Source organism: Enterococcus diestrammenae (assembly GCF_049384045.1).
Taxonomy (GTDB): Bacteria; Bacillota; Bacilli; order Lactobacillales; family Enterococcaceae; genus Enterococcus_C; species Enterococcus_C diestrammenae.
On record NZ_JBMRGR010000020.1, the window covers coordinates 1 to 18,910 of the forward strand.

Consider the following 18,910-nt stretch of genomic DNA (forward strand, 5'->3'; position numbering starts at 1 on the left):
TCATATTTAGCAATAAGCTAAGTATAAAGGAGGAGTGATTGGTAGAAAATGCGTTGGATTATTTCTCGCTTACGTTTATCATGATTGGCGACAGCCCTTATCGATGAATAAAAAACTTACCATAAAAAAGAAGACTACGGCCTTACCATCCATTAGTCACAAAGAAGCCGTGCCTTTCCTATCTCATTTCGTAATAGGAAAGGCACGGCTTGTTTTAACCCTTTGATTGTAGTTCATCAAAAAGCGATATGCTTCTGACTAATTGATTTATTTTTTAGTTTCAAAGCCTTCTGCGACAGCTTCAGGAAAGCCAGCTTCAACGATTTCTGCACAATGACTACACAAGGTTGGTAACTTGGCATCAGCACCAACATCTTTTCTGACTTGGCGGCAACGATCACAAACTTCACCATCGGCCTTTTCCACTAATAAAGCCACGTCATCAAAGATTTGCGCTGCAGCAGGTGCTTCAGCTCCCACCGGTGCCACGGTCAAGTAATCTGGTGAAACGATTAGCAATTGTGCGATATCCGCATCGACAGCTTTCAACAACTCTGCCACTGGTTCGTTAGGATAAATCGTCAATTTTGCTTCCAAGGATTTACCGATTAATTTATCATTCCGGGCCGCTTCCAAAGCTTTCAACACTTTATCTCTGAAATCCATGAAGGCTTGCCAAGTATCCAATAATTCCCCTTGATTTGGATATTCTTGATAAGCAGGGAATTCTGCTAGTTGCACATAGTCTTCCGTCTCTTTCAGGTGTTTCCAGATTTCTTCAGCCGTATGGGGGATGATTGGCGTCAAGAGTTTTGTCAATGCCACCGCGGTTTGATAGAAGACTGTTTGCATGCAGCGGCGTTGATGATTGTCCTCAGCCTCGATATACACCACATCTTTAGCAAAATCCAAGTAGAAGGAAGACAAGTCGGTGGTCATAAAGTTCATGACTGTTTTATAGATAGTCAAGAAATCATATTTGTCATAACCATTTTCGCGGATTTCTTTGATGGTTTGATTCAAACGCACCATCATGTATTTATCGACAGAACGTAATTGATCATAAGCGACGGTATCTTTTGCAGGCTCAAAGTCTGCTGTATTTGCTAATAAGAAACGCATGGTATTGCGAATTTTCCGGTAAACTTCAGATACTTGGTTCAAGATATCCATCGAAACTCGTACGTCTGCTTCGGTATCAACACTAGTAACCCACAACCGCAAGATATCGGCACCCATTTGCTTGATGACTTTCTCTGGTAAAATCGTATTCCCCAAAGACTTACTCATCTTGCGGCCTTCACCATCCAAGGTGAAGCCTTGGGACAAGACGGCTTTATATGGTGCGACGCCATTGACTGCTACACTAGTCGTGATTGAGGAGTTGAACCAGCCACGGTATTGGTCCGAACCTTCCAAATACAGGTCCGCTGGGAAACTGAGTTCTGGCCGTTGACGCAAGACCGCTTCATGTGAAGAACCTGAGTCAAACCAGACATCCATGATATCTGTTTCTTTGGTAAATTGACCATTTGGCGAACCTGGATGCGTAAAGCCTTCAGGTAACAACTCTTTAGCTTCACGTTCAAACCAAACATTGGAGCCATGTTCCGCAAATAATTGGGCTACATGTTCGATGGTTTCAGGAGTCAAGATGACATCGCCATTTTCCGCATAGAAAATCGGCAATGGAACCCCCCATGCCCGTTGACGAGAGATTACCCAATCCCCTCGGTCACGAATCATGTTGTACAAACGCGTTTTACCCCACGGAATGATCCAATCAACTTTTTCTACTTCGTCTAAGATATTTTGACGGAATTTATCAATGGAAGCAAACCATTGAGGCGTTGCCCGATAAATCACTGGCTTTTTAGTCCGCCAGTCATGAGGATAGCTATGGGTGAAGAAATCAAGTTTTAGCAACGCACCTTTTTCTTTCAGCAAATCAGTTACCATCGGATTGGCTTTGTCATAAAAGACACCTTCAAAGCCTGGTGCTTCATCAGTCATCATGCCTCGACTATCCACTGGTGACAAAATATCTTTAAAGCCGTATTTTTGCCAAACAAAGTAGTCGTCTTCCCCGTGTCCCGGTGCGGTATGCACTAAACCAGTCCCGGCATCCAACGTGACGTGGTCCCCTAAGATTACCAAGGAAGTCCGGTCATAGAAAGGATGTTGCGCCGTCATAAATTCCAAAGCTGTTCCTGGGAATTCTTGCAAGACCTCAACTTTTTCCCAACCAATGGCTTCTTTTACCGTATCCAACAATTCTTTGGCTACAACAAACTTGCGATCATCAGCCAAGATTTGGACGTAAGTAAAGTCTGGGTTTGCTGAAATCCCCATGTTGGCTGGCAAGGTCCATGGCGTCGTAGTCCAGATGATGAAAGAAGTATCGGTATCCAACAATTCTTTGCCATCAACCACTGGAAATGCGACATAGATGGAGGGGGATTTTACATCCTTGTACTCGATTTCCGCTTCAGCTAAAGAGGATTCCGAAGACGGTGACCAGTAAATGGGTTTTAAGCCTTTGTAGATATAGCCTTTTTCAGCCATCTTACCAAAGACCCGAATTTCTTCAGCTTCGTATTCCGGTTGCAAAGTGATATAAGGATGCTCCCAATCACCGGCAACCCCCAGACGTTTAAAGTCTGCTCGTTGTTTGTCCACTTGTGACAAAGCATACTCTTTACATTTTTCCCGGTAAGCCACCATTGACATCTCTTTGCGCTTGATGCCTTTATTGGTCAACACTTGTTCGATGGGTAGACCATGAGTATCCCAACCAGGTACATAAGGCGCCCGAAAACCAGACATAGATTTTGAACGAACAATGATATCTTTTGAAATTTTATTCAGGGAATGGCCCAAGTGAATATTGCCGTTTGCATAAGGGGGTCCATCATGAAGAATAAACGAAGGCTTTCCTTCATTTAATTCTTGACGGCGTTGATAAATATTGGCCTCTTCCCATTCTTTTTGCCATTCAACTTCTCGGACTGGCAAGTTGCCACGCATCGGAAAAGCGGTTTTTCCTAAATGCAAGGTATCCTTCATTTTCATAATTGGTCGCTCCTTTTTTATTTTGTCCTGCGAAAATAGTCTCACAGGTGCAATTCAATAATTGGCGAATGGCGTGATTGCTATCACTTTTGTCCCAAGCAGCTGGCTTAGCGTCTAGGGGCAGATCGCTTATCATTTGTCGCTTAAGTCTTCCTGAGTGATTTTTCAAGCCCACAGATCTTACGCCCCAGTCGACAAAAAAAGACACCTTCATCCTGTAAAGGGACGAACGTGTCGTGGTACCACCCGATTTTTTGACTAGCAAAACTAGCCAACTCGTTGATGAATAACGCCATCACCCGTTGCTGCCTACTTAATTTTAGCAGCAAATAGCAAGTAAAGGATCTTTCCATCGTCAGAGCTTTACCGGACTTCCACCCTCACCGGCTCGCTAAAAAGATAACGATAGCTTTTCTGTTTTACTTTTTGTCTTTGCCTTCGATTTTATCTAATAAATCTTTGGCATCATCTAAAGATTTAACGGTAGGTTCTTGATCTGGGGCTACTTCCACAACTTTCTCAGAAGCTTCCACCACATTCACTGGATTTTCAGTGACTACTGAATCCGAGTTTACTTCAGAGTCAACATCTTTGTCAAGGTCTTTTGCCACAAGTTCTTTGAAGACTTCATGACCATCTTGGACATAACTAGCAAATGGTTTTAAGATTTCATCCCATTCTGGACTCTTGGCTTGTTCCAATTGAGTTTGCAACATCACCGTCAAGTTTTGGTGGAAAGCCCGGGTCTTCGTTTTCAAATCATTGGTTTCAGTAGCCAATTGACGGGCGTTCACCGTGGCATCATTTAAGATTTCTTTGGCCTTTGCTTCAGCGGCTGTAGTCAATTCGTTGGCCCGTTTTTCAGCACTGGCAATCATTTCATCGGATTTGTTTTGGGCTGAAGTAATAATCACTTCAGATTCTTTGCTAGCCGAAGTTTTAACTTTATCCGCCGTATCTTGTGCGACAATGATGGATTGATTCAATGCATCTTTCAATTCATTGAAGTATTCCAATTTTTCTTCCGCGTGTTTCAGAGCTTTTTCTAATTCACGATTTTTTTGAACAGCAGCTTCATAATCCCGCCCTACCAAGTCTAGGAAATCATCGACTTCATCTTGGCTGTAGCCACGCATTTTTACAGAAAAGCTTTTATTATTAATATCTAATGGAGTTAATGCCATCGTTGTTACCACCTTTGCTTTAATTAGTTCTTTATTTCCGCAAAACCCCTAAAGATAAGCGGATTTTTTCTTTTTTGGTCATCCCTTCCATGTCCTGGATTTGGATGCGACCAAAGCCACGAACCGAAACAATGTCCAAGAGATCCAATAGAAAATCCGGTCGGGTCTCCTCGGTCCAATTGACTTTAATTTTTCCCGACTCGATCAACTGTTTTGAACGTTGCCGGGAAATATTATAGACACTGGAAATGATGGTATCCAGGCGTAAGGAACTGACCGTAGATTTCTCACTGGTCCAGGCATCTAGCGGTCGTAAAATCGCCGTATAAGGACGTTCTTCCAAACGTACTGCAATTTTACCGATTTTATCCACCTGTAACTGAACATAAGAAGCGACTTCCTTAGCCACAAAGACTTGCCAGTTTTCACCGTCACTGATGATATCACCGAAGTACTCCCGTTTGACCCCCGTCCCCAATAAAGTCCCCAACACGCGGCCGTGACCCAATGTTGCAAATTTAACAGGATAATGGATTTCAAACAGTTGGATATCAAACTCATCGGTGGTGGGCTGATAATAATCGGGATAAATCAAACAACGTACCCGCTCAGCCGCTTCATAGCCCCCGTAAAATAAAAACTTCAACTCACTTTCTTGGCGAATCAAAGTTTCCGCAATGTAGGCTTGTCGTGGGTCCAAAAAGTCCGTTAAATAGGGCGCATACTGCATTTGGACTTGTTCCACCCAATCAGAGACAGTGTCAATAAAAGGGCGTTCCTCATTGCGAAAATGTTGATAGACATTCGCGTTCAAAGAAAATCACCCCTTTTTTAATATAAATAGGCTTGCTTCACAAAGTCAACAAGCGTACTGCTAGTCCCCAAAGTAATTGATAAATCAAACGTCCGCCAATATTCAAAGCGAAGATGGCGATCATAATACTAAAGTCCACCGCGCCAAAAGAGAGGGGCAATTTACGAAACAGGTTTAAAAACGGCTCACAGATCTTCGCCAAAAAGCGGCCAATCCCTGATTCGTATCCTCCAGGCATCCACGAGAGCAAGGCATAAATCACTAATATAAGTGAATACAAATCCACTGCCCGCATCAATAAATTAAGCAATCGAAAAATAATGATGATCATTTCCTCCTAGGATCAGATTTCAAACACATCCGCTTCCCCATAAACGGAAGCCGCGCCTTCAATCTCCATGTCTTTTGGTGTACACAAGAAAATTTCATCCCCTACCCGTTTGATGTCCCCATCTTGGGCATAGACCGTCCCCGTGAGAAAGTCCACGATGCGGCGAGCTTGTTCTTCGTCCACTCTCGCGAAATTGATTAACACAGCCTCCCCATTTAACAAATGTTTTGCAATGGTTTGAATTTCACCGTAATTTCTTGGCTCCAAAATGGTGATTTTGCCAGTTGCTTGGCCGCCATCATTGTGAGGGCGGGTAACGGGGCGTTTGCCAGGATTTTGACTCCGGCTAGGTTGGTGAATCGGAACAACTTTTTTCTCTTCCTGCTGGACTTGAGGTTGTTCTGCCACCGCTGTTTGTTGGTACTGATAGTTTTCGCTAACTTTTGCTTTTTTCTTTGGTTGGCTACGTTCCACTGTCGCCGCCACGGTAGGTTGTGGCGCTACCGCTTCTACCTCGTATTCAAAGTCTTCATTGTCAGAAAGGCCAAAAAAATCAGCAGCTTTACTTAATATACTCACTTAAGGTTCCTCCTTTTTGTCGGGCTTGTCACATCAGTCGTCAAACTGACTGTCGCAAAAAGAACGTTTCACTCATTGCCTTCTTTGACTTTTGCCAAAAACCCATGTTTCAACAGATTTGGCGACCATCACCAATCTTGGATTACCCTTATTTAAACAAGGCCGAACCAATTCGCACATAAGTCGCGCCAGCTTTGATCGCCTCTTGGTAATCATTGGACATGCCCATGCTTAATTGGGTACAAGTTGTTAAAGGGTGTTTTGCTACCACTTCATCACGAAGGGCAGCCAGCCGTTGAAAGACTTGTTGTTGCTCAACTGGTGACGCGGCTTGTGGAGCCATCGTCATCAAACCAACTACTTCAATTTTATCATAACCTGCGAGCTCTTCAACAAAATCTAACACTGCTGTGGGAGGGATTCCTTGTTTGGCTGCCTCCCCTGAGACATTGACTTCGACAAAACACTTCAGTTTACTGGTGGCTCTTTTTTGGATTTCAGCCGCTAGTTTTAAGTTATCTAAAGAGTGTAGAAAATCAATCTCATTTACTATAGATTTTACCTTTCTCCGTTGTAAATTACCAATAAAATGCCAATTTACTTGGGGAAAATCTACCATTGCTTGTTTTTTTAATAAGAATTTATCCACCCGGTTTTCTGCCAGATGGACGATCCCTTCTTGGACCAACTGGATAGTGGTCGCCAGATCGACTGTTTTGGTCACAGCTACCAGCATCACTTGGTCAGGTGAGGACGAAACAAGAGCACAAGACTTCTGTATCTCTTGTCGGACCTCCCGCAAGTTCTCAGAAATCATGTGCTCTGCCTCCGTTTTATCGTTTGCGACGGAAGAATGGTGGCGTACTTAATTCATCGTCGTCATTTGATTTCACTTCGTCACGATTGAAAGTTTCAAAGTCTTTCTTTTCGATAGTTTCAAATTGGGCGTCATCGACTCTTGGGCGTTGTGATTGTTCTTTGCGAATATCCCAGTCACCAAATGCATTGTCATCATCTGCTTGACTTGGCTTGGCTTGTTCCATATCCAACACCGGTTTTTGCGGAATGCTGTGGATTTGGCTTTGGCGTGAGCTACGGCCTTTGGTTTCTTTCTTAGTCGGATCGATACCGGTAGCAATCACGGTGACGCGAATTTCATCCCCCAGTTCTTCGTTGATCGAGGTCCCTAAGATGATGTTGACATCACCAGTTGCTGCATTGGCAACAATATCTGAAGCGTCTTGGGCTTCAAATAAGGTCATATCCAAGCCACCAGTGATATTTAAGAGCACTTGTTCAGCGCCATCAATAGAGGTTTCCAACAATGGAGAAGAAATGGCTTTTTTCGTTGCTTCAATGACTCGGTCTTCACCAGAGGCAACCCCGATACCCATCAAAGCTGTTCCTTGGTTTTCCATGACTGTTTTCACATCGGCAAAGTCCAAGTTGACATAGCCTGGTGCAGTGATCAAATCAGAAATCCCTTGAACCCCTTGACGTAATACATTATCGGCTTCACGGAAAGCTTCCAACATCGGCGTCTTCTTGTCAACGACTTCCAACAAACGATTGTTGGAGATGATCAACAAAGTATCGACATTTTCTTTTAATTTAGCGATACCTTCTGCAGCAAAACGGCCGCGTTTTGGTCCTTCAAAAGTAAACGGACGAGTCACCACGCCGACTGTCAATGCGCCAAGTTCTTTGGCGATTTTAGCCACGATTGGTGCGGCACCAGTCCCTGTACCACCGCCCATACCAGCTGTGATAAAGATCATGTCGGCGCCTTCCAATGACTCACGGATTGCTTCTTCTGATTCTTCGGCAGCTTTTTCGCCGACTTCTGGTTGCGAACCAGCCCCAAGACCCCGGGTATATTTAGGGCCTAATTGGATCACGGTTTCCGCTTTTGAATTTTTTAATGCTTGCACGTCAGTATTGGCAGCGATGAATTCGACACCTTTGACGTTTTCTTCGATCATACGATTGATAGCATTGCCGCCACCACCGCCGACACCGATGACCTTAATCACGGCGCCTTCATTGATGTTATTATCGATTGAGAATTCCATAATGTTTAAGTTCCTCCTGGTAGATTAGTCAAAAATATTGGAAAAGAAGTCTTTCACACGGTCTTTCACGCTTTCGCCAGCAGGTTGCTCTGGTTCTGTGTATTCTTCTTCATCAGCGTTATCATATTCTTCATAATGCACTTCTTGAGCTACCACGGCTTCTGGTTGGGCTTGTGGTACAGATTTTTCACCAGTAACCGCTGATTTAGCCAATTGGTAGACTTCATTTAAGTTTGCAGAATAGTCGACGATGCTAATCACATTGGTAAAGACTGGGTTACGTAAGCCCATGTGATTAGGAACATACAATTTGACGTTGGTATCAAAGACTTCTTGCGCCAAGTCTACCACCCCTGGTAAGCTGGCTGCCCCACCGGTTAAAACCACACCGCCAGGCAAACTCAAAGCATCGATGTCGTTTAAGACTTCTTTGGATTTGTTGAAAATTTGTTCCATCCGCGCTTCGATGATTTCTGACAAATACCGTTCATCGATTTTCACTGGTTCAGACTTACCGATGACATCCACCGGGAATTCTTCACTAGCAGAAGTCCGTTCTGGATAAGCATCCCCGTAGTTAATCTTCAAGGCTTCCGCATTGTTAAAGGAAGTGTTTAAGACGGTGGAGATATCTTTGGTGACATACTCGCCACCTTCTTGATTGACATGGGTAAATTTCAATTGGTTGTCGTGCATGACCGCAGTCGTGGTTTGTCCACCACCGATATCGATGACGATCGTCCCGAAATCTTTCTCGCCGTCAGATAAAATACTTTCCGTCAAAGCCAATGGTGTAATTACCATTTCATTGATCGTCAAGCCCGCTTTTTCGACGCATTTGCGGATGTTGTGTAAAATCGTTTTTGGTCCTGTAAAGACAACGCCAAACATTTCCAACCGAACACCAATCATGCCACGAGGGTCTTTAATCCCTTCGAAGCCATCCACCGTAAATTCTTGTGGTAAGATGCTGATGATTTGTCGCTCAGGTGGAACTGAACGAACTAAGGCAGCTGAAGAAACATTGCGGACATCATCATCAGAGATTTCTTTGGAGTCATTGTTGACTGCAATCATCCCTTGGCAGCTTTCCACTTCCAGCAGGTTGGCAGGAAGCCCTACACTCACGCTGCGAATTTGGATGCCGGCCTTTTCTTCTGCTTGGCGTACCGCCCGCTGAATCGCTTGAACCGTTTTTTCGATGTCCACGATAATCCCGCGGTTAATCCCTTCCGATTTGGCGTTTCCGACACCAATGATATTCATTTGGTTTTCTACATACTCGGCAACAACAACTTTTACAGATGTCGTACCGATATCAAGGCCTACATACATTCCCGTTTTTGCCATGAATGGGATTCCCTCCTACAAAATAAATCCATATACGAAACAGAGCAAATTGCTCCTTGCGCTATATCATTTAGATATTTGTTCACTGCTATCAATGATACCATAAAACCGCCAAATTTAGAAATATGTATTGCAAATTATTTCCTTTTTATTCGGATTTTGGTACATCTTCCGCCGCTGCTTGATTTCCCTCAGTCTCTGAGGATTCTGTGGCGTCGGTGCTTGATTCGGTCTTCTTGTCATTGCCATAGGGATATGAGAAAATTCCCACTTCCATATCGATGACACCATCTTCTTTCATTTCTTTGGCAACTTGGGAATAATACTTCATTTGCGAAGTCATGTTGGAGATGTTGACGATGACTTGGTTGCCGTCATTCATATAAAGACGCAACAGTTCTTTGTTGCTGCCAGTGGGCTCATACTTTATCTGAGATACCGCCTCTTGCAGCTCTTGCGACAATCCATGATAAGCCGCTAAAACTTGCGTAATCCGCTTTTGATCCGCTAAGTTTTCCAAGATAGGTAACTTCTCGGTAGGGTTTTTCATGGTTTCTGTCAACACCTGCCCATTTTCCAAAATCGGTGAGTATTTGTTGTCATGAGCTAAAACCGCCACTTCTTGATACTCCGTCACGTGAATCTTAAAATGATTCAGCTTAGTAATCGCCAGTGATACCGACTTCACACGAGGTTGGGCTTTTTTCACTTGCTGTAAATGCGTTGAACTTTGGAAAAACTGTGGCCACAAATCCGTCTCAGTGGTAAACTTCGCTTCTTTGATGATAGCAGTAGCCGCCACCTTTTGATTCCCAGAAACCGTCACCGCCGCTAGTTTTGACAAGGGAGACACATAATAAACGACACCTATCAAAGGAATCAGCAAGAGCAAGATCAGTAAGACCATCCGTCGGTACAAGCGATTGTTGCGTTGGTACTTGACTTTTGGTAGCCGATCGGCAAAAGGCATCGTAGCTTCTGCTGCAGGTCGGGTACCCAGTTCAGGTTCGGCAAGCTCTTCGTCAAATAAGTCTAGGGGTAACGCTTCTACTTCCGGCTTTTCTTTGGTGCCTTCGATAACAGTTGGTGACCAATTGGCAGCTTGTTGATTTTGCTTTTGATATTCCAAGTTGGCTTTTTGCCATGGGGTCAATTGGCTATCATCAGGCTGGGAAGGTTTTTGACCAGGCTCCGGCTGGTTTGGCTTTTGTTTCTTACTGATGGTCATCACCACCTTTTCTGGCTTTTTACTATTTGATTACTGTTTCAACAAGTTCATGCAACCGTTGGGCGGCGTCAGGAATGCCTTCGTTTTTGGAAGCTTGCGCCATCTTTTGCAAAGTGCTTTCGTCAGTCATGATTTCATCGATGGTCGCGACTAACAATGAACCGGTCAACTCAGCATCGGTTAACATTTTTACTGCGCCAACTTTCACTAAACTTTGCGCATTTTTCGTTTGTTGGTCGTTGGTCACATGGGGACTAGGAATCAAAATTGCTGGTAACCCCAAGGCCGTGAACTCGGCAATTGAAGTCGCTCCTGCCCGTCCGACCAATAATTGACAGTTGATCATCACTTCTGCCATTTTATCAATATAGGGTTCGACACGAACATTTGTCAATTGCTCCCAGTCAATTTTAGAGCTTTCTTGGATTTCTTGATAATAACGATCTCCTGAGGCATACAAGACTTGATACGCTTTGCCAGCAAACTGAGGCAAGGCTTCTAGCATCGCTTGATTCAAACGGTATGCGCCTTGACTCCCACCAAAAATCAAAACAGTTGGTCGATTAGGTTGTAAGCCATATTGCGTCAAGACATCAGAGGCCGCCACTGAAGCGACTTCCGTTGCCCGGGGATTTCCCACCAAGACCGTCTTCTCTTTAGGGAAAAATTGCTTCGCGTCGGAAAAAGCCACCGCGATTTTTGAGACATACCGGCTCAAAAATTTATTGGTCACACCAGGGACACTGTTTTGCTCATGAATGATCGTCGGCACTTTCAATTTGGTAGCCGCATAGACCACTGCTCCAGAAGCATAGCCACCGGTCCCAATCACAACATCAGGTGCAAACTCTTTGACGATTTTCTTGGCTTCTTTGACACTTTTCAAAAACAATTGAATCGTTTTTAAGTTGTCCAGGCTCAAGCTGCGTTTAAAGCCTTGAATTTCCAATGTTTTAAAAGGAATCCCCGTCTTGGGCAAGATTTTATTTTCTAGACCCCGTTTGGCCCCCACATACATAAATTCAGCGGTGGGATTTTGTTTTTTGACATATTCGACATAGGCTAAGGCGGGATAAATATGGCCGCCAGTGCCACCGCCAGTCACTAATATTTTCACAAGAATCGCTCATTTCTGCTTAGATTGTAAAACTTAGGCTTTTGTAGCCATTAGATTCCGGATTGCTGCCATGTACTTCTCGCCCCGGATTTCGAAGTTTTTGTATTGGTCCCATGAGGCATTGGCTGGTGACAAAAGGATGGTATCTCCTGGTTCACTTAGGTCATAGGCGATAGGAACTGCGGTTTCGGTATTTTCGGTAAAAAGAATCGTTGGAATGCCGGCTTTTTTCGCTGCATCGGCGAGTTTATCTTTGGTTTCACCGAACAAAACGATAGCTTTAACATCTTTCAATGAAGGTATCAAATCATCGAAACTATTGCCGCGATCCAGTCCCCCAGCCAAGAGAATCAGTTTGCTGTGATCAAAGCCGCCTAAAGCCATCTCGGTGGCCAAGATATTGGTGGCCTTAGAATCATTGAAAAAGCGTCGCTCGTTAAATTTGGTGACAAACTGGGTACGATGAGCTACTCCAGTAAAACTAGTCAAAGCTTGGGCAATCGCTTCCGTTGCAATTCCACGGGTTTTTGCCACACAAATCGCAGCTAAAGCATTTTCGATATTGTGGATACCTGGCACGCCTAGTTCACTAGCCGCCAGAATCGCTTCTCCCTTAAAGTAAAGGACCTGATCTTCAAGATAGGCACCATCCACTTTTTCTGCGGAAGAAAATGGCAGAACTTGGGCTTTCGTGGTTTTTGCTAACTCCTGCAATTCTGCTTGCGTCCAGTTGAGAATCAAGGTATCCTCATTAGTCATATTTTCTTGGATATGCCATTTAGCTTTGACATATTCTTCGCGACTTCCATGGTAGTCCAAGTGAGCGGAGAAAAGATTGGTGATCACCGCGATTTCTGGATGGAAGGTTTTGATGCCCAATAATTGGAAGCTGGACAGTTCCATCACCAAAACATCCTTTGCTTCAGCAATTTCGGCAACACCACTAGCGGGATAGCCGATATTACCAGATAAACGGGCCGTCCCTGTCGCCATCCCTTGGTTTAAGATATTGGCAATCATCGTGGTGGTGGTGGTTTTACCATTGGTACCTGTAATCCCGATGATTGGACATTCAGCGACTTGATAAGCCAGCTCCACTTCCGTGATCACGGGAATTTGTTTTTCGAGGGCTTTTTGTACAAGCGGTTGGGTATAAGGAATCCCCGGGTTTTTTACCATCAATGAAAAGTCTTCATCCAACAATTCAATCGGATGACTGCCGCAGATGACTTTAATCCCTAAAGCCAAAAGATCTTGTGCCTCGGGATTCTCAGAAAATGGCTTCCCGTCATTAACGGTAACAAGTGCGCCCAAATCATGTAACAATTTGGCCGCACTGACTCCACTCTTGGCTAATCCCAGCACAAGAACTTTTTTATTTTGATAATCTGTCATTTGTTTCATAACATTTCAGCTCCTACAAGGCGATTATGAGAGTGATAGCAGAGATGATAGCTGCCACGAGCCAGAAAATAAGATCAATCTTCCACTCACTCCAGCCACTCATTTCTAAATGATGATGGTAAGGGGCCATTTTGAAAAGACGTTTTTTAGTCTTTTTAAAAACAGCGACTTGCAACATCACGCTTGCCGTCTCTACCACATAAATCAAACCGATTAACAACAACGTCCACTCTTGATGAAGCAAGATAGAAATCGCTGCTAACAGCCCGCCTAGAGCCAATGAACCAACATCACCCATAAAGATTTTTGCTGGTTTATGGTTATAAGGGAAAAAGCCCGCCAAGCCACCAATCACACTCAAGCAAATCAATAATACGTCAATTTGGCCTTGATGGAAAGCAATAATTCCATAGGTAGCAAAAGAAATAATTCCGAGACCACTTAAAAGACCATCGATGCCGTCAGTTAAGTTCGTAGCGTTGGAAAAGCCCACCAGCCAGAACAAAACAAACAGCCCGTAGACATAAGACAAATGCAAATCAAAGCCAAAGACATTTAGCACATTGCTATTGCCATCCATTAAAAAGACGATATAAAAAACGATTGCCCCGGCGATTTGTCCCACCAATTTTTGTTTGGAGGTTAAGCCTTCATTGCGTTTTTTAAAAATCTTGATAAAGTCATCTAAGAAACCCAAAAGCCCGTATAAAATCATGATGAACAATAAGATAAACAAATTCGGGGTCAAGGCTTTTTGCCAAGCACCTACCCAGATTGCCGTCAGCAAAATCCCAATCAAGAAGACAAAGCCTCCCATGGTGGGGGTGCCGGCCTTGGCTTGATGCCATTTCGGCCCTTCTTCACGAATTGATTGTCCATAACGCTTCATTTGAAAATAACCAATAAATAGGGGCATCACCGAAAAGGTCATAGCAAAACTACTGACGATGGGGATGATCATTTGGGTCCATTCCATAACTAACTACTCCTTAATATTAACTTCTATTCTAACGTAAAGGTCAACAGATCGCCTTCAATTTTCTGATACGCAGCGATGCTTTGTTTGACACAATACCCTTCACCTTCAAAATTGACTTGAATATCAAATAGCTTACCGATTTTCATCAAATCAGCTTTTGACCAACCGGTGGTATCTGGCATATAAAAGGTATCGCCATTGGTTTTCAAGATTAGCTTTTCTGATGGCAATAGTTCGGTGCCGTGAGGGGTGGACTGCGCCGCTACCTCATCGCCTGTACCAATCACTACCGGCATCAAACCTGCTCGACTGGCATCGGCTGCCGCAGTATCGGTAGCTAGTTTGCGGTAGTCCGTCACCACGATTTTTTCTTCTTCTTTATCAGAAGTTTGTGGCTCTTCGGACTTTTTGAAATCCATCGCCCGTTTCAACAAAGGATTCCCAATGGAGCCTAGCGCTTTTTGCGACCATTTTTCCGGTTTTTTAACCGTCATATACAAAATGTATTCCGGATCTTCGGCCGGGATCATTTCGACAATCGAATACAGGTAATTGTTATCGGTATCGTAATAGGTCCCGGTCTCAGAATTGTAAATCTGAGCGGTCCCGGTCTTGCCACCGATATTGTAGCCTGGGACGTCATAGACCCCATAAGCCGAACCATAGTTGGCACTTTGGGTGACATCCACCATGTATTCCCGCACTTTTTGGGCCGCAGCAGCTGAGACGGGATTGCCCACGACTTCTGTTTGGAAAACTTTTTCTTTGTTGGTTTCAGGGTTGGTAATTTTTGAAATATACTGAGGTTTTAGCATTTTACCATCATTGGCAATCGCGGTGAACGCCCGCATCATTTGAAAATTAGTGACGTTGATGGCTTGCCCAAAGGAACTCATAGCTTGGTCAACGATATTGTCATTAGGCAAACTACCGGTGTTTTCATAGGGCAACCCAGAGTAGGTGCTAGTACCAAAACCAAACAGTTTTAGGTGTTCTTGCCACGCCTCTTTCATCCGTTGTTCCAAAGTAACCATCCCTACGTTGGAAGACCAGGAAAGTGCTTGACGCATGGTTAGTACCCCCTTCGCTCCAAGGTCATGGTCACGAATCGTGGTATCGGCAACATTGATTGAGCCGGAGACAAAAGTTTCATTTTCATTGAAGATGCCTTCATCAATCGCGGTGGCTACCGTCATTAATTTCATGGTGGAGCCGGGTTCATAATGATCTTGTACCAAGGTGTTCATCCAATTGAGATCTTTGTTGTCTAAACCTTCTTTGGTTTCCGGATTAAAAGTCGGCCGTTGGGTCATGGCAGTGATTTGCCCTGTCTTAGCTTCCACTAACATAGCTGTCATGTTTTCCGGTTTGTATTCGGCAAAGGTATTGTCCACCAAACTCTCCAGATACAACTGCAAACGACTATCAATGGTCAAGGTGATGTCTTGTCCATCTTTCGCAGGTTTTTCTTCTGCCACCGTTCCTGGTAATGGATTTTGGTAATTGTCTTGTTGGTAGATGATTTTGCCATCGGTTCCCTTCAAGATATCATCATAGGCTTCTTCAATCCCCATGACCCCAGTCACCGTTTCTTGGTTGTCTTCTACTTTTGTATCGGTGTACCCTACTAAGTGCGAAGCAAATACCCCGTTTGGATAGATACGATTGGGATGTTCATTAAAGTAGACCCCTCTCACATCGTCCTTATCATCCTCGGCGTCACCGGCAAGCATTTCCTCAATTTTTTGCTTGGTTTTTAAAGTTAGATTCTTGGTCTCGGTTCCCAGCTCGATTTGATAGGCATTGTTTTTCTTAGCTTTTTCCAATGCCTTCACCACATCGGCTTTTTTTGAACCCAGCACTTCATGGAGGACATCGGCAATCTTATCGAAGTTCTTTTCTTCCGCATATAGCTTCGTGTTGCCGGAAACGTAACTGGTACTTGTGACAATATAAATCGAATACGAGGTCGCATCTTCCGCAATGACTACACCATTGCGATCATAGATGGTCCCTCGTTTGGCTTTGACGGTTTTTGATCCTTGATAAAGGTTAGCCGTCTTTTCTTTCAATGAATTGCCAGCAATCTCCCCTACTGTGACAATGTAGGTCAAGCGACCGGCAAACAAAAAGAACAATCCAATACTCGTAGCAAATAAGAGAATACCTACTTTTTTGCGATTGTTCTTTGTGGTTGAATTATGTTTCTTAAAAAAATGGCGAATTCGTTTAAACCGCATTTACTTCACTGTCCCCAAATTATCGTCGTTAATTTTCAATCCTTGTTTTTCCGCCACCTCTTTAATGCGTTCGGTGGTGGTCAATTCGGCTTTTTCTTGTTCAAGACGAATTTTTTCTTGTCCTTTTTCGGCAGTGGCAGCTTCAATTTGCGAAACTTCATGTTCCAACTGACTGATATCTGTCCGTACGTAGACAGTTAAAATCGCCAGACCAATCACTGACAATAGTAGCAACACGCCAATTATTTTCTCAAGACGAGAAATGCGCTTCAATCTGCGAGCAGGTGAAGCGGGAATTTTGATGATTTCAGGACGCTGTGGTGGTGTTTGCACAGGCGCTGGGGCTTGCTTGAAGTTGTCGGAATAGTCGTAATCGTAATCAGCGACTTTTTTGACTTCAGCCATGTGCCACACTCCTTTCTTTTTCATGCTCTTTGTCGTGTCAGTCTGGTAGTTGCTTTGAAAGATGAACTTTTTCAAAATTAATCTTTTACTTTTTCAGCGATTCGTAGTTTGGCACTACGAGAGCGGTTATTTTCCGCAAGCTCGCTTTCAGAAGGCGTAATTGGCTTTCTGGTAATCAGCTTCAAGGTCGGTAAGTCGGCTTCCGGTACAATTGGTAGCCCCGGTGGCAAATCTTTGGTGGTGCTATGTTCTTTGAAGATGGTCTTGACGATGCGATCTTCTAAAGAATGGAAAGTAATCACAGAAATGCGACCATTGACCTGTAACAAGTCGATGGCCTCTTCTAAGGACTCTTCCACTGCTCCCAATTCATCATTAACCGCGATGCGTACCGCTTGAAAAATCCGTTTCGCCGGGTGTCCACCCTTGCGTCTAGCCGGCGCAGGAATCGCAGCTTTAATCAAATCCACCAGCTGTCCAGTTGTTTCAATTGGTTGCAGCTTCCGGGCTTCTTCAATTTTTCGGGCGATTTGTTTGGAAAATTTTTCTTCTCCATAACGGAAAAAGATTTTGACTAATTGGTGGTAGTCATATTCATTAATCAGTTGGTAGGCCGAAAAAGACGCACTTTGATCCATCCGCATGTCCAGCGGGGCATCTTGGTGATAGCTAAAGCCTCGTTCTGCTTCATCCAACTGTGGGGAGGAAACCCCCAAATCATATAAAATGCCATCTACTTTGAAGACTTCGTGAGCCAGCAAGGCTTCTTTTAAATAGCGGAAATTACTCTTAATAAAAGTAACTTGACCTTTTGCTACATAAGGTGCTAAGCGAACCTGCGCATGGTCCAAGGCTTTTTGGTCTTGATCGAGGCAATAAAGGTGTCCCTCTGGTCCCAATTGGCTAAGGAGGTATTCGCTATGGCCGGCACCGCCTAAAGTACAGTCGACATAAACGCCGTCAGGTTTGATATTTAAGCCTGCCACCGTCTCTTTTTTCATCACTGTGTAATGTTGGAATTCCGAAGTCATCATGTTCCTCTTTCTATCTTACAGTCCAAAATCGATCATACCTTCTGCAATTTCATTGAAGTTACTTTCGGCTTCAATGGTGAAGGCTTGCCATTTTTCTTCATCCCAAATTTCGATCCGATTGGCCACTCCAGTAATGACGCAATTTTTGGTCAAACCGGCATGGGTCCGTAGGGTTTGAGGCAAATTGATTCGGCCTTGTTTATCGATTTCACATTCGGTGGCAGCTGAGTAAAAGAAGCGTACAAACGTACGAGCGTCCTTTTTAGCTAGGGGCATTTCTTTTAACTTCTCTTCTAATTTTTCCCATTCTGTTAAGGGATAACCAAAGAGACAGCCATCCAACCCACGAGTGACGACGAATTTTTCGCCCAGTTGGTCACGAAGTTTTGAAGGCACGATAAGACGGCCTTTAGCGTCAATCGTATGTTGAAACTCCCCCATAAACATCGCTAAATAACCCCCTGTCCCCACTCGATATACACAGTCTACCACAATCCCCCACTTCCTACCACTTTTTATGCAAAAGTGCCAGAAAACTTGTTTGACTATTCTTAACCAAATTGGAAACAAGCGTTTTTTAAGGCTTTAAAAACTTTTTAAAGGCCTCGATTATTTATAAATAATGTACGATATCCATGATGACTAACAGCAGATAAGTCATCAATGTGAACAAGAAAACCAAGCGCCAAAACATCTTAAAGTAACGTTTGTAAGCGATCTCTCCATAGTAATACGCCTGAAAAACCACTAGCAGAATACCTAAAAACAAGATAGAAATGACGAAATACGGTAAAATAGAAACAGCAAAGGTATTCGTGGAAATTTGCTGAAGCCCTAGCCACAAAAAAGGAACTGCTAAATCCGGGCCTTTGATGTGCCATTTTTTTTGCAGGGATAACGCTGAGACGACGAAACTCGTGGCAAACAGCAGAATCACCGGAAAAACGTACCAAAAAATCATCATGGGGTGAAAAGTTGTATTCATGTCCGCTCCTTACCACCCAGCCAAAGCTTGCTTCTTTCCATCAGACAGCTGACCTTTACGGGGCCAGTGGCTGATTCGTGAGGCTTCGGTCTGGATTGTTCTTTCTATGTAAGCTT

The 18,910-nt window shown here is 43.8% G+C and carries 17 protein-coding genes; all 17 read right to left on the bottom strand.

All coding sequences use genetic code 11. From position 1 onward, the window contains the following. Positions 1–267: 267 nt before the first annotated feature. Positions 268–3,072: an isoleucine--tRNA ligase gene (gene ileS, locus ACO03U_RS11780; RefSeq protein ID WP_204687773.1), complete on the bottom strand. Its 2,805-nt coding sequence runs from the start codon at positions 3,070–3,072 to the stop codon at positions 268–270. A 419-nt stretch (positions 3,073–3,491) separates the two neighbouring features. Next, complete coding sequence (locus tag ACO03U_RS11785) at positions 3,492–4,256, bottom strand: DivIVA domain-containing protein (RefSeq protein ID WP_161868331.1); 765 nt, start codon at positions 4,254–4,256, stop codon at positions 3,492–3,494. Positions 4,257–4,287: 31 nt separating this feature from the next. Further along, positions 4,288–5,070 carry a YlmH family RNA-binding protein gene (locus ACO03U_RS11790; protein WP_204687775.1) on the bottom strand — a complete coding sequence of 261 codons (783 nt, stop codon included), beginning with the start codon at positions 5,068–5,070 and terminating at the stop codon, positions 4,288–4,290. A 37-nt stretch (positions 5,071–5,107) separates the two neighbouring features. After that, complete coding sequence (locus ACO03U_RS11795) at positions 5,108–5,401, bottom strand: YggT family protein (RefSeq protein WP_161868329.1); 294 nt, start codon at positions 5,399–5,401, stop codon at positions 5,108–5,110. Positions 5,402–5,413: 12 nt separating this feature from the next. After that, entirely contained in the window at positions 5,414–5,980 is a 567-nt protein-coding gene (locus tag ACO03U_RS11800) for a cell division protein SepF (protein WP_204687777.1), read from the bottom strand. 148 nt (positions 5,981–6,128) lie between these two features. Continuing rightward, positions 6,129–6,797 carry a YggS family pyridoxal phosphate-dependent enzyme gene (locus ACO03U_RS11805; protein WP_204687779.1) on the bottom strand — a complete coding sequence of 223 codons (669 nt, stop codon included), beginning with the start codon at positions 6,795–6,797 and terminating at the stop codon, positions 6,129–6,131. A gap of 16 nt (positions 6,798–6,813) precedes the next feature. Next, positions 6,814–8,052, bottom strand: coding sequence for a cell division protein FtsZ (gene ftsZ / locus ACO03U_RS11810; protein WP_161868326.1), 1,239 nt, complete (start codon positions 8,050–8,052; stop codon positions 6,814–6,816). A 24-nt stretch (positions 8,053–8,076) separates the two neighbouring features. Further along, complete coding sequence (gene ftsA / locus ACO03U_RS11815) at positions 8,077–9,402, bottom strand: cell division protein FtsA (protein ID WP_161868325.1); 1,326 nt, start codon at positions 9,400–9,402, stop codon at positions 8,077–8,079. A 148-nt stretch (positions 9,403–9,550) separates the two neighbouring features. Next, on the bottom strand, positions 9,551–10,630 hold the full coding sequence (locus ACO03U_RS11820; RefSeq protein ID WP_202625787.1) for a cell division protein FtsQ/DivIB: 1,080 nt from the start codon (positions 10,628–10,630) through the stop codon (positions 9,551–9,553). A 22-nt stretch (positions 10,631–10,652) separates the two neighbouring features. After that, positions 10,653–11,747 (bottom strand): undecaprenyldiphospho-muramoylpentapeptide beta-N-acetylglucosaminyltransferase, encoded by a 1,095-nt coding sequence (gene murG / locus ACO03U_RS11825; RefSeq protein ID WP_161868324.1) that lies wholly within the window; start codon positions 11,745–11,747, stop codon positions 10,653–10,655. Positions 11,748–11,780: 33 nt separating this feature from the next. After that, positions 11,781–13,151: a UDP-N-acetylmuramoyl-L-alanine--D-glutamate ligase gene (murD, locus tag ACO03U_RS11830; protein WP_204687781.1), complete on the bottom strand. Its 1,371-nt coding sequence runs from the start codon at positions 13,149–13,151 to the stop codon at positions 11,781–11,783. Between the two features lie 13 nt (positions 13,152–13,164). Next, entirely contained in the window at positions 13,165–14,127 is a 963-nt protein-coding gene (gene mraY / locus ACO03U_RS11835) for a phospho-N-acetylmuramoyl-pentapeptide-transferase (protein WP_204687783.1), read from the bottom strand. Between the two features lie 26 nt (positions 14,128–14,153). Further along, a complete protein-coding gene (locus ACO03U_RS11840; RefSeq protein ID WP_161868321.1) occupies positions 14,154–16,370 on the bottom strand; it encodes a penicillin-binding transpeptidase domain-containing protein in 2,217 nt (738 codons plus the stop codon). Further along, positions 16,371–16,775, bottom strand: a complete 405-nt coding sequence (gene ftsL, locus ACO03U_RS11845) for a cell division protein FtsL (RefSeq protein ID WP_204687785.1) — start codon at positions 16,773–16,775, stop codon at positions 16,371–16,373. Between the two features lie 77 nt (positions 16,776–16,852). Next, positions 16,853–17,809: a 16S rRNA (cytosine(1402)-N(4))-methyltransferase RsmH gene (gene rsmH / locus ACO03U_RS11850; RefSeq protein WP_204687787.1), complete on the bottom strand. Its 957-nt coding sequence runs from the start codon at positions 17,807–17,809 to the stop codon at positions 16,853–16,855. A 15-nt stretch (positions 17,810–17,824) separates the two neighbouring features. After that, positions 17,825–18,256 (bottom strand): division/cell wall cluster transcriptional repressor MraZ, encoded by a 432-nt coding sequence (mraZ, locus tag ACO03U_RS11855; RefSeq protein ID WP_161868589.1) that lies wholly within the window; start codon positions 18,254–18,256, stop codon positions 17,825–17,827. A 166-nt stretch (positions 18,257–18,422) separates the two neighbouring features. Further along, positions 18,423–18,794: a DUF3397 domain-containing protein gene (locus ACO03U_RS11860; protein WP_161868318.1), complete on the bottom strand. Its 372-nt coding sequence runs from the start codon at positions 18,792–18,794 to the stop codon at positions 18,423–18,425. Positions 18,795–18,910: the final 116 nt, after the last annotated feature.

Excerpts from the sequence above, each read along its gene's own strand:
- ftsA (WP_161868325.1), bottom strand. The coding sequence starts at position 9,402 with ATGGCAAAAACGGGAATGTATGTAGGCCTTGATATCGGTACGACATCT.
- mraY (WP_204687783.1), bottom strand. The coding sequence starts at position 14,127 with ATGGAATGGACCCAAATGATCATCCCCATCGTCAGTAGTTTTGCTATG.
- ACO03U_RS11805 (WP_204687779.1), bottom strand. The coding sequence starts at position 6,797 with ATGATTTCTGAGAACTTGCGGGAGGTCCGACAAGAGATACAGAAGTCT.
- ACO03U_RS11785 (WP_161868331.1), bottom strand. The coding sequence starts at position 4,256 with ATGGCATTAACTCCATTAGATATTAATAATAAAAGCTTTTCTGTAAAA.
- ACO03U_RS11860 (WP_161868318.1), bottom strand. The coding sequence starts at position 18,794 with ATGAATACAACTTTTCACCCCATGATGATTTTTTGGTACGTTTTTCCG.
- ACO03U_RS11840 (WP_161868321.1), bottom strand. The coding sequence starts at position 16,370 with ATGCGGTTTAAACGAATTCGCCATTTTTTTAAGAAACATAATTCAACC.
- ftsL (WP_204687785.1), bottom strand. The coding sequence starts at position 16,775 with ATGGCTGAAGTCAAAAAAGTCGCTGATTACGATTACGACTATTCCGAC.
- ftsZ (WP_161868326.1), bottom strand. The coding sequence starts at position 8,052 with ATGGAATTCTCAATCGATAATAACATCAATGAAGGCGCCGTGATTAAG.
- rsmH (WP_204687787.1), bottom strand. The coding sequence starts at position 17,809 with ATGATGACTTCGGAATTCCAACATTACACAGTGATGAAAAAAGAGACG.
- ACO03U_RS11820 (WP_202625787.1), bottom strand. The coding sequence starts at position 10,630 with ATGACCATCAGTAAGAAACAAAAGCCAAACCAGCCGGAGCCTGGTCAA.
- ileS (WP_204687773.1), bottom strand. The coding sequence starts at position 3,072 with ATGAAAATGAAGGATACCTTGCATTTAGGAAAAACCGCTTTTCCGATG.
- ACO03U_RS11795 (WP_161868329.1), bottom strand. The coding sequence starts at position 5,401 with ATGATCATCATTATTTTTCGATTGCTTAATTTATTGATGCGGGCAGTG.
- murD (WP_204687781.1), bottom strand. The coding sequence starts at position 13,151 with ATGAAACAAATGACAGATTATCAAAATAAAAAAGTTCTTGTGCTGGGA.
- mraZ (WP_161868589.1), bottom strand. The coding sequence starts at position 18,256 with ATGTTTATGGGGGAGTTTCAACATACGATTGACGCTAAAGGCCGTCTT.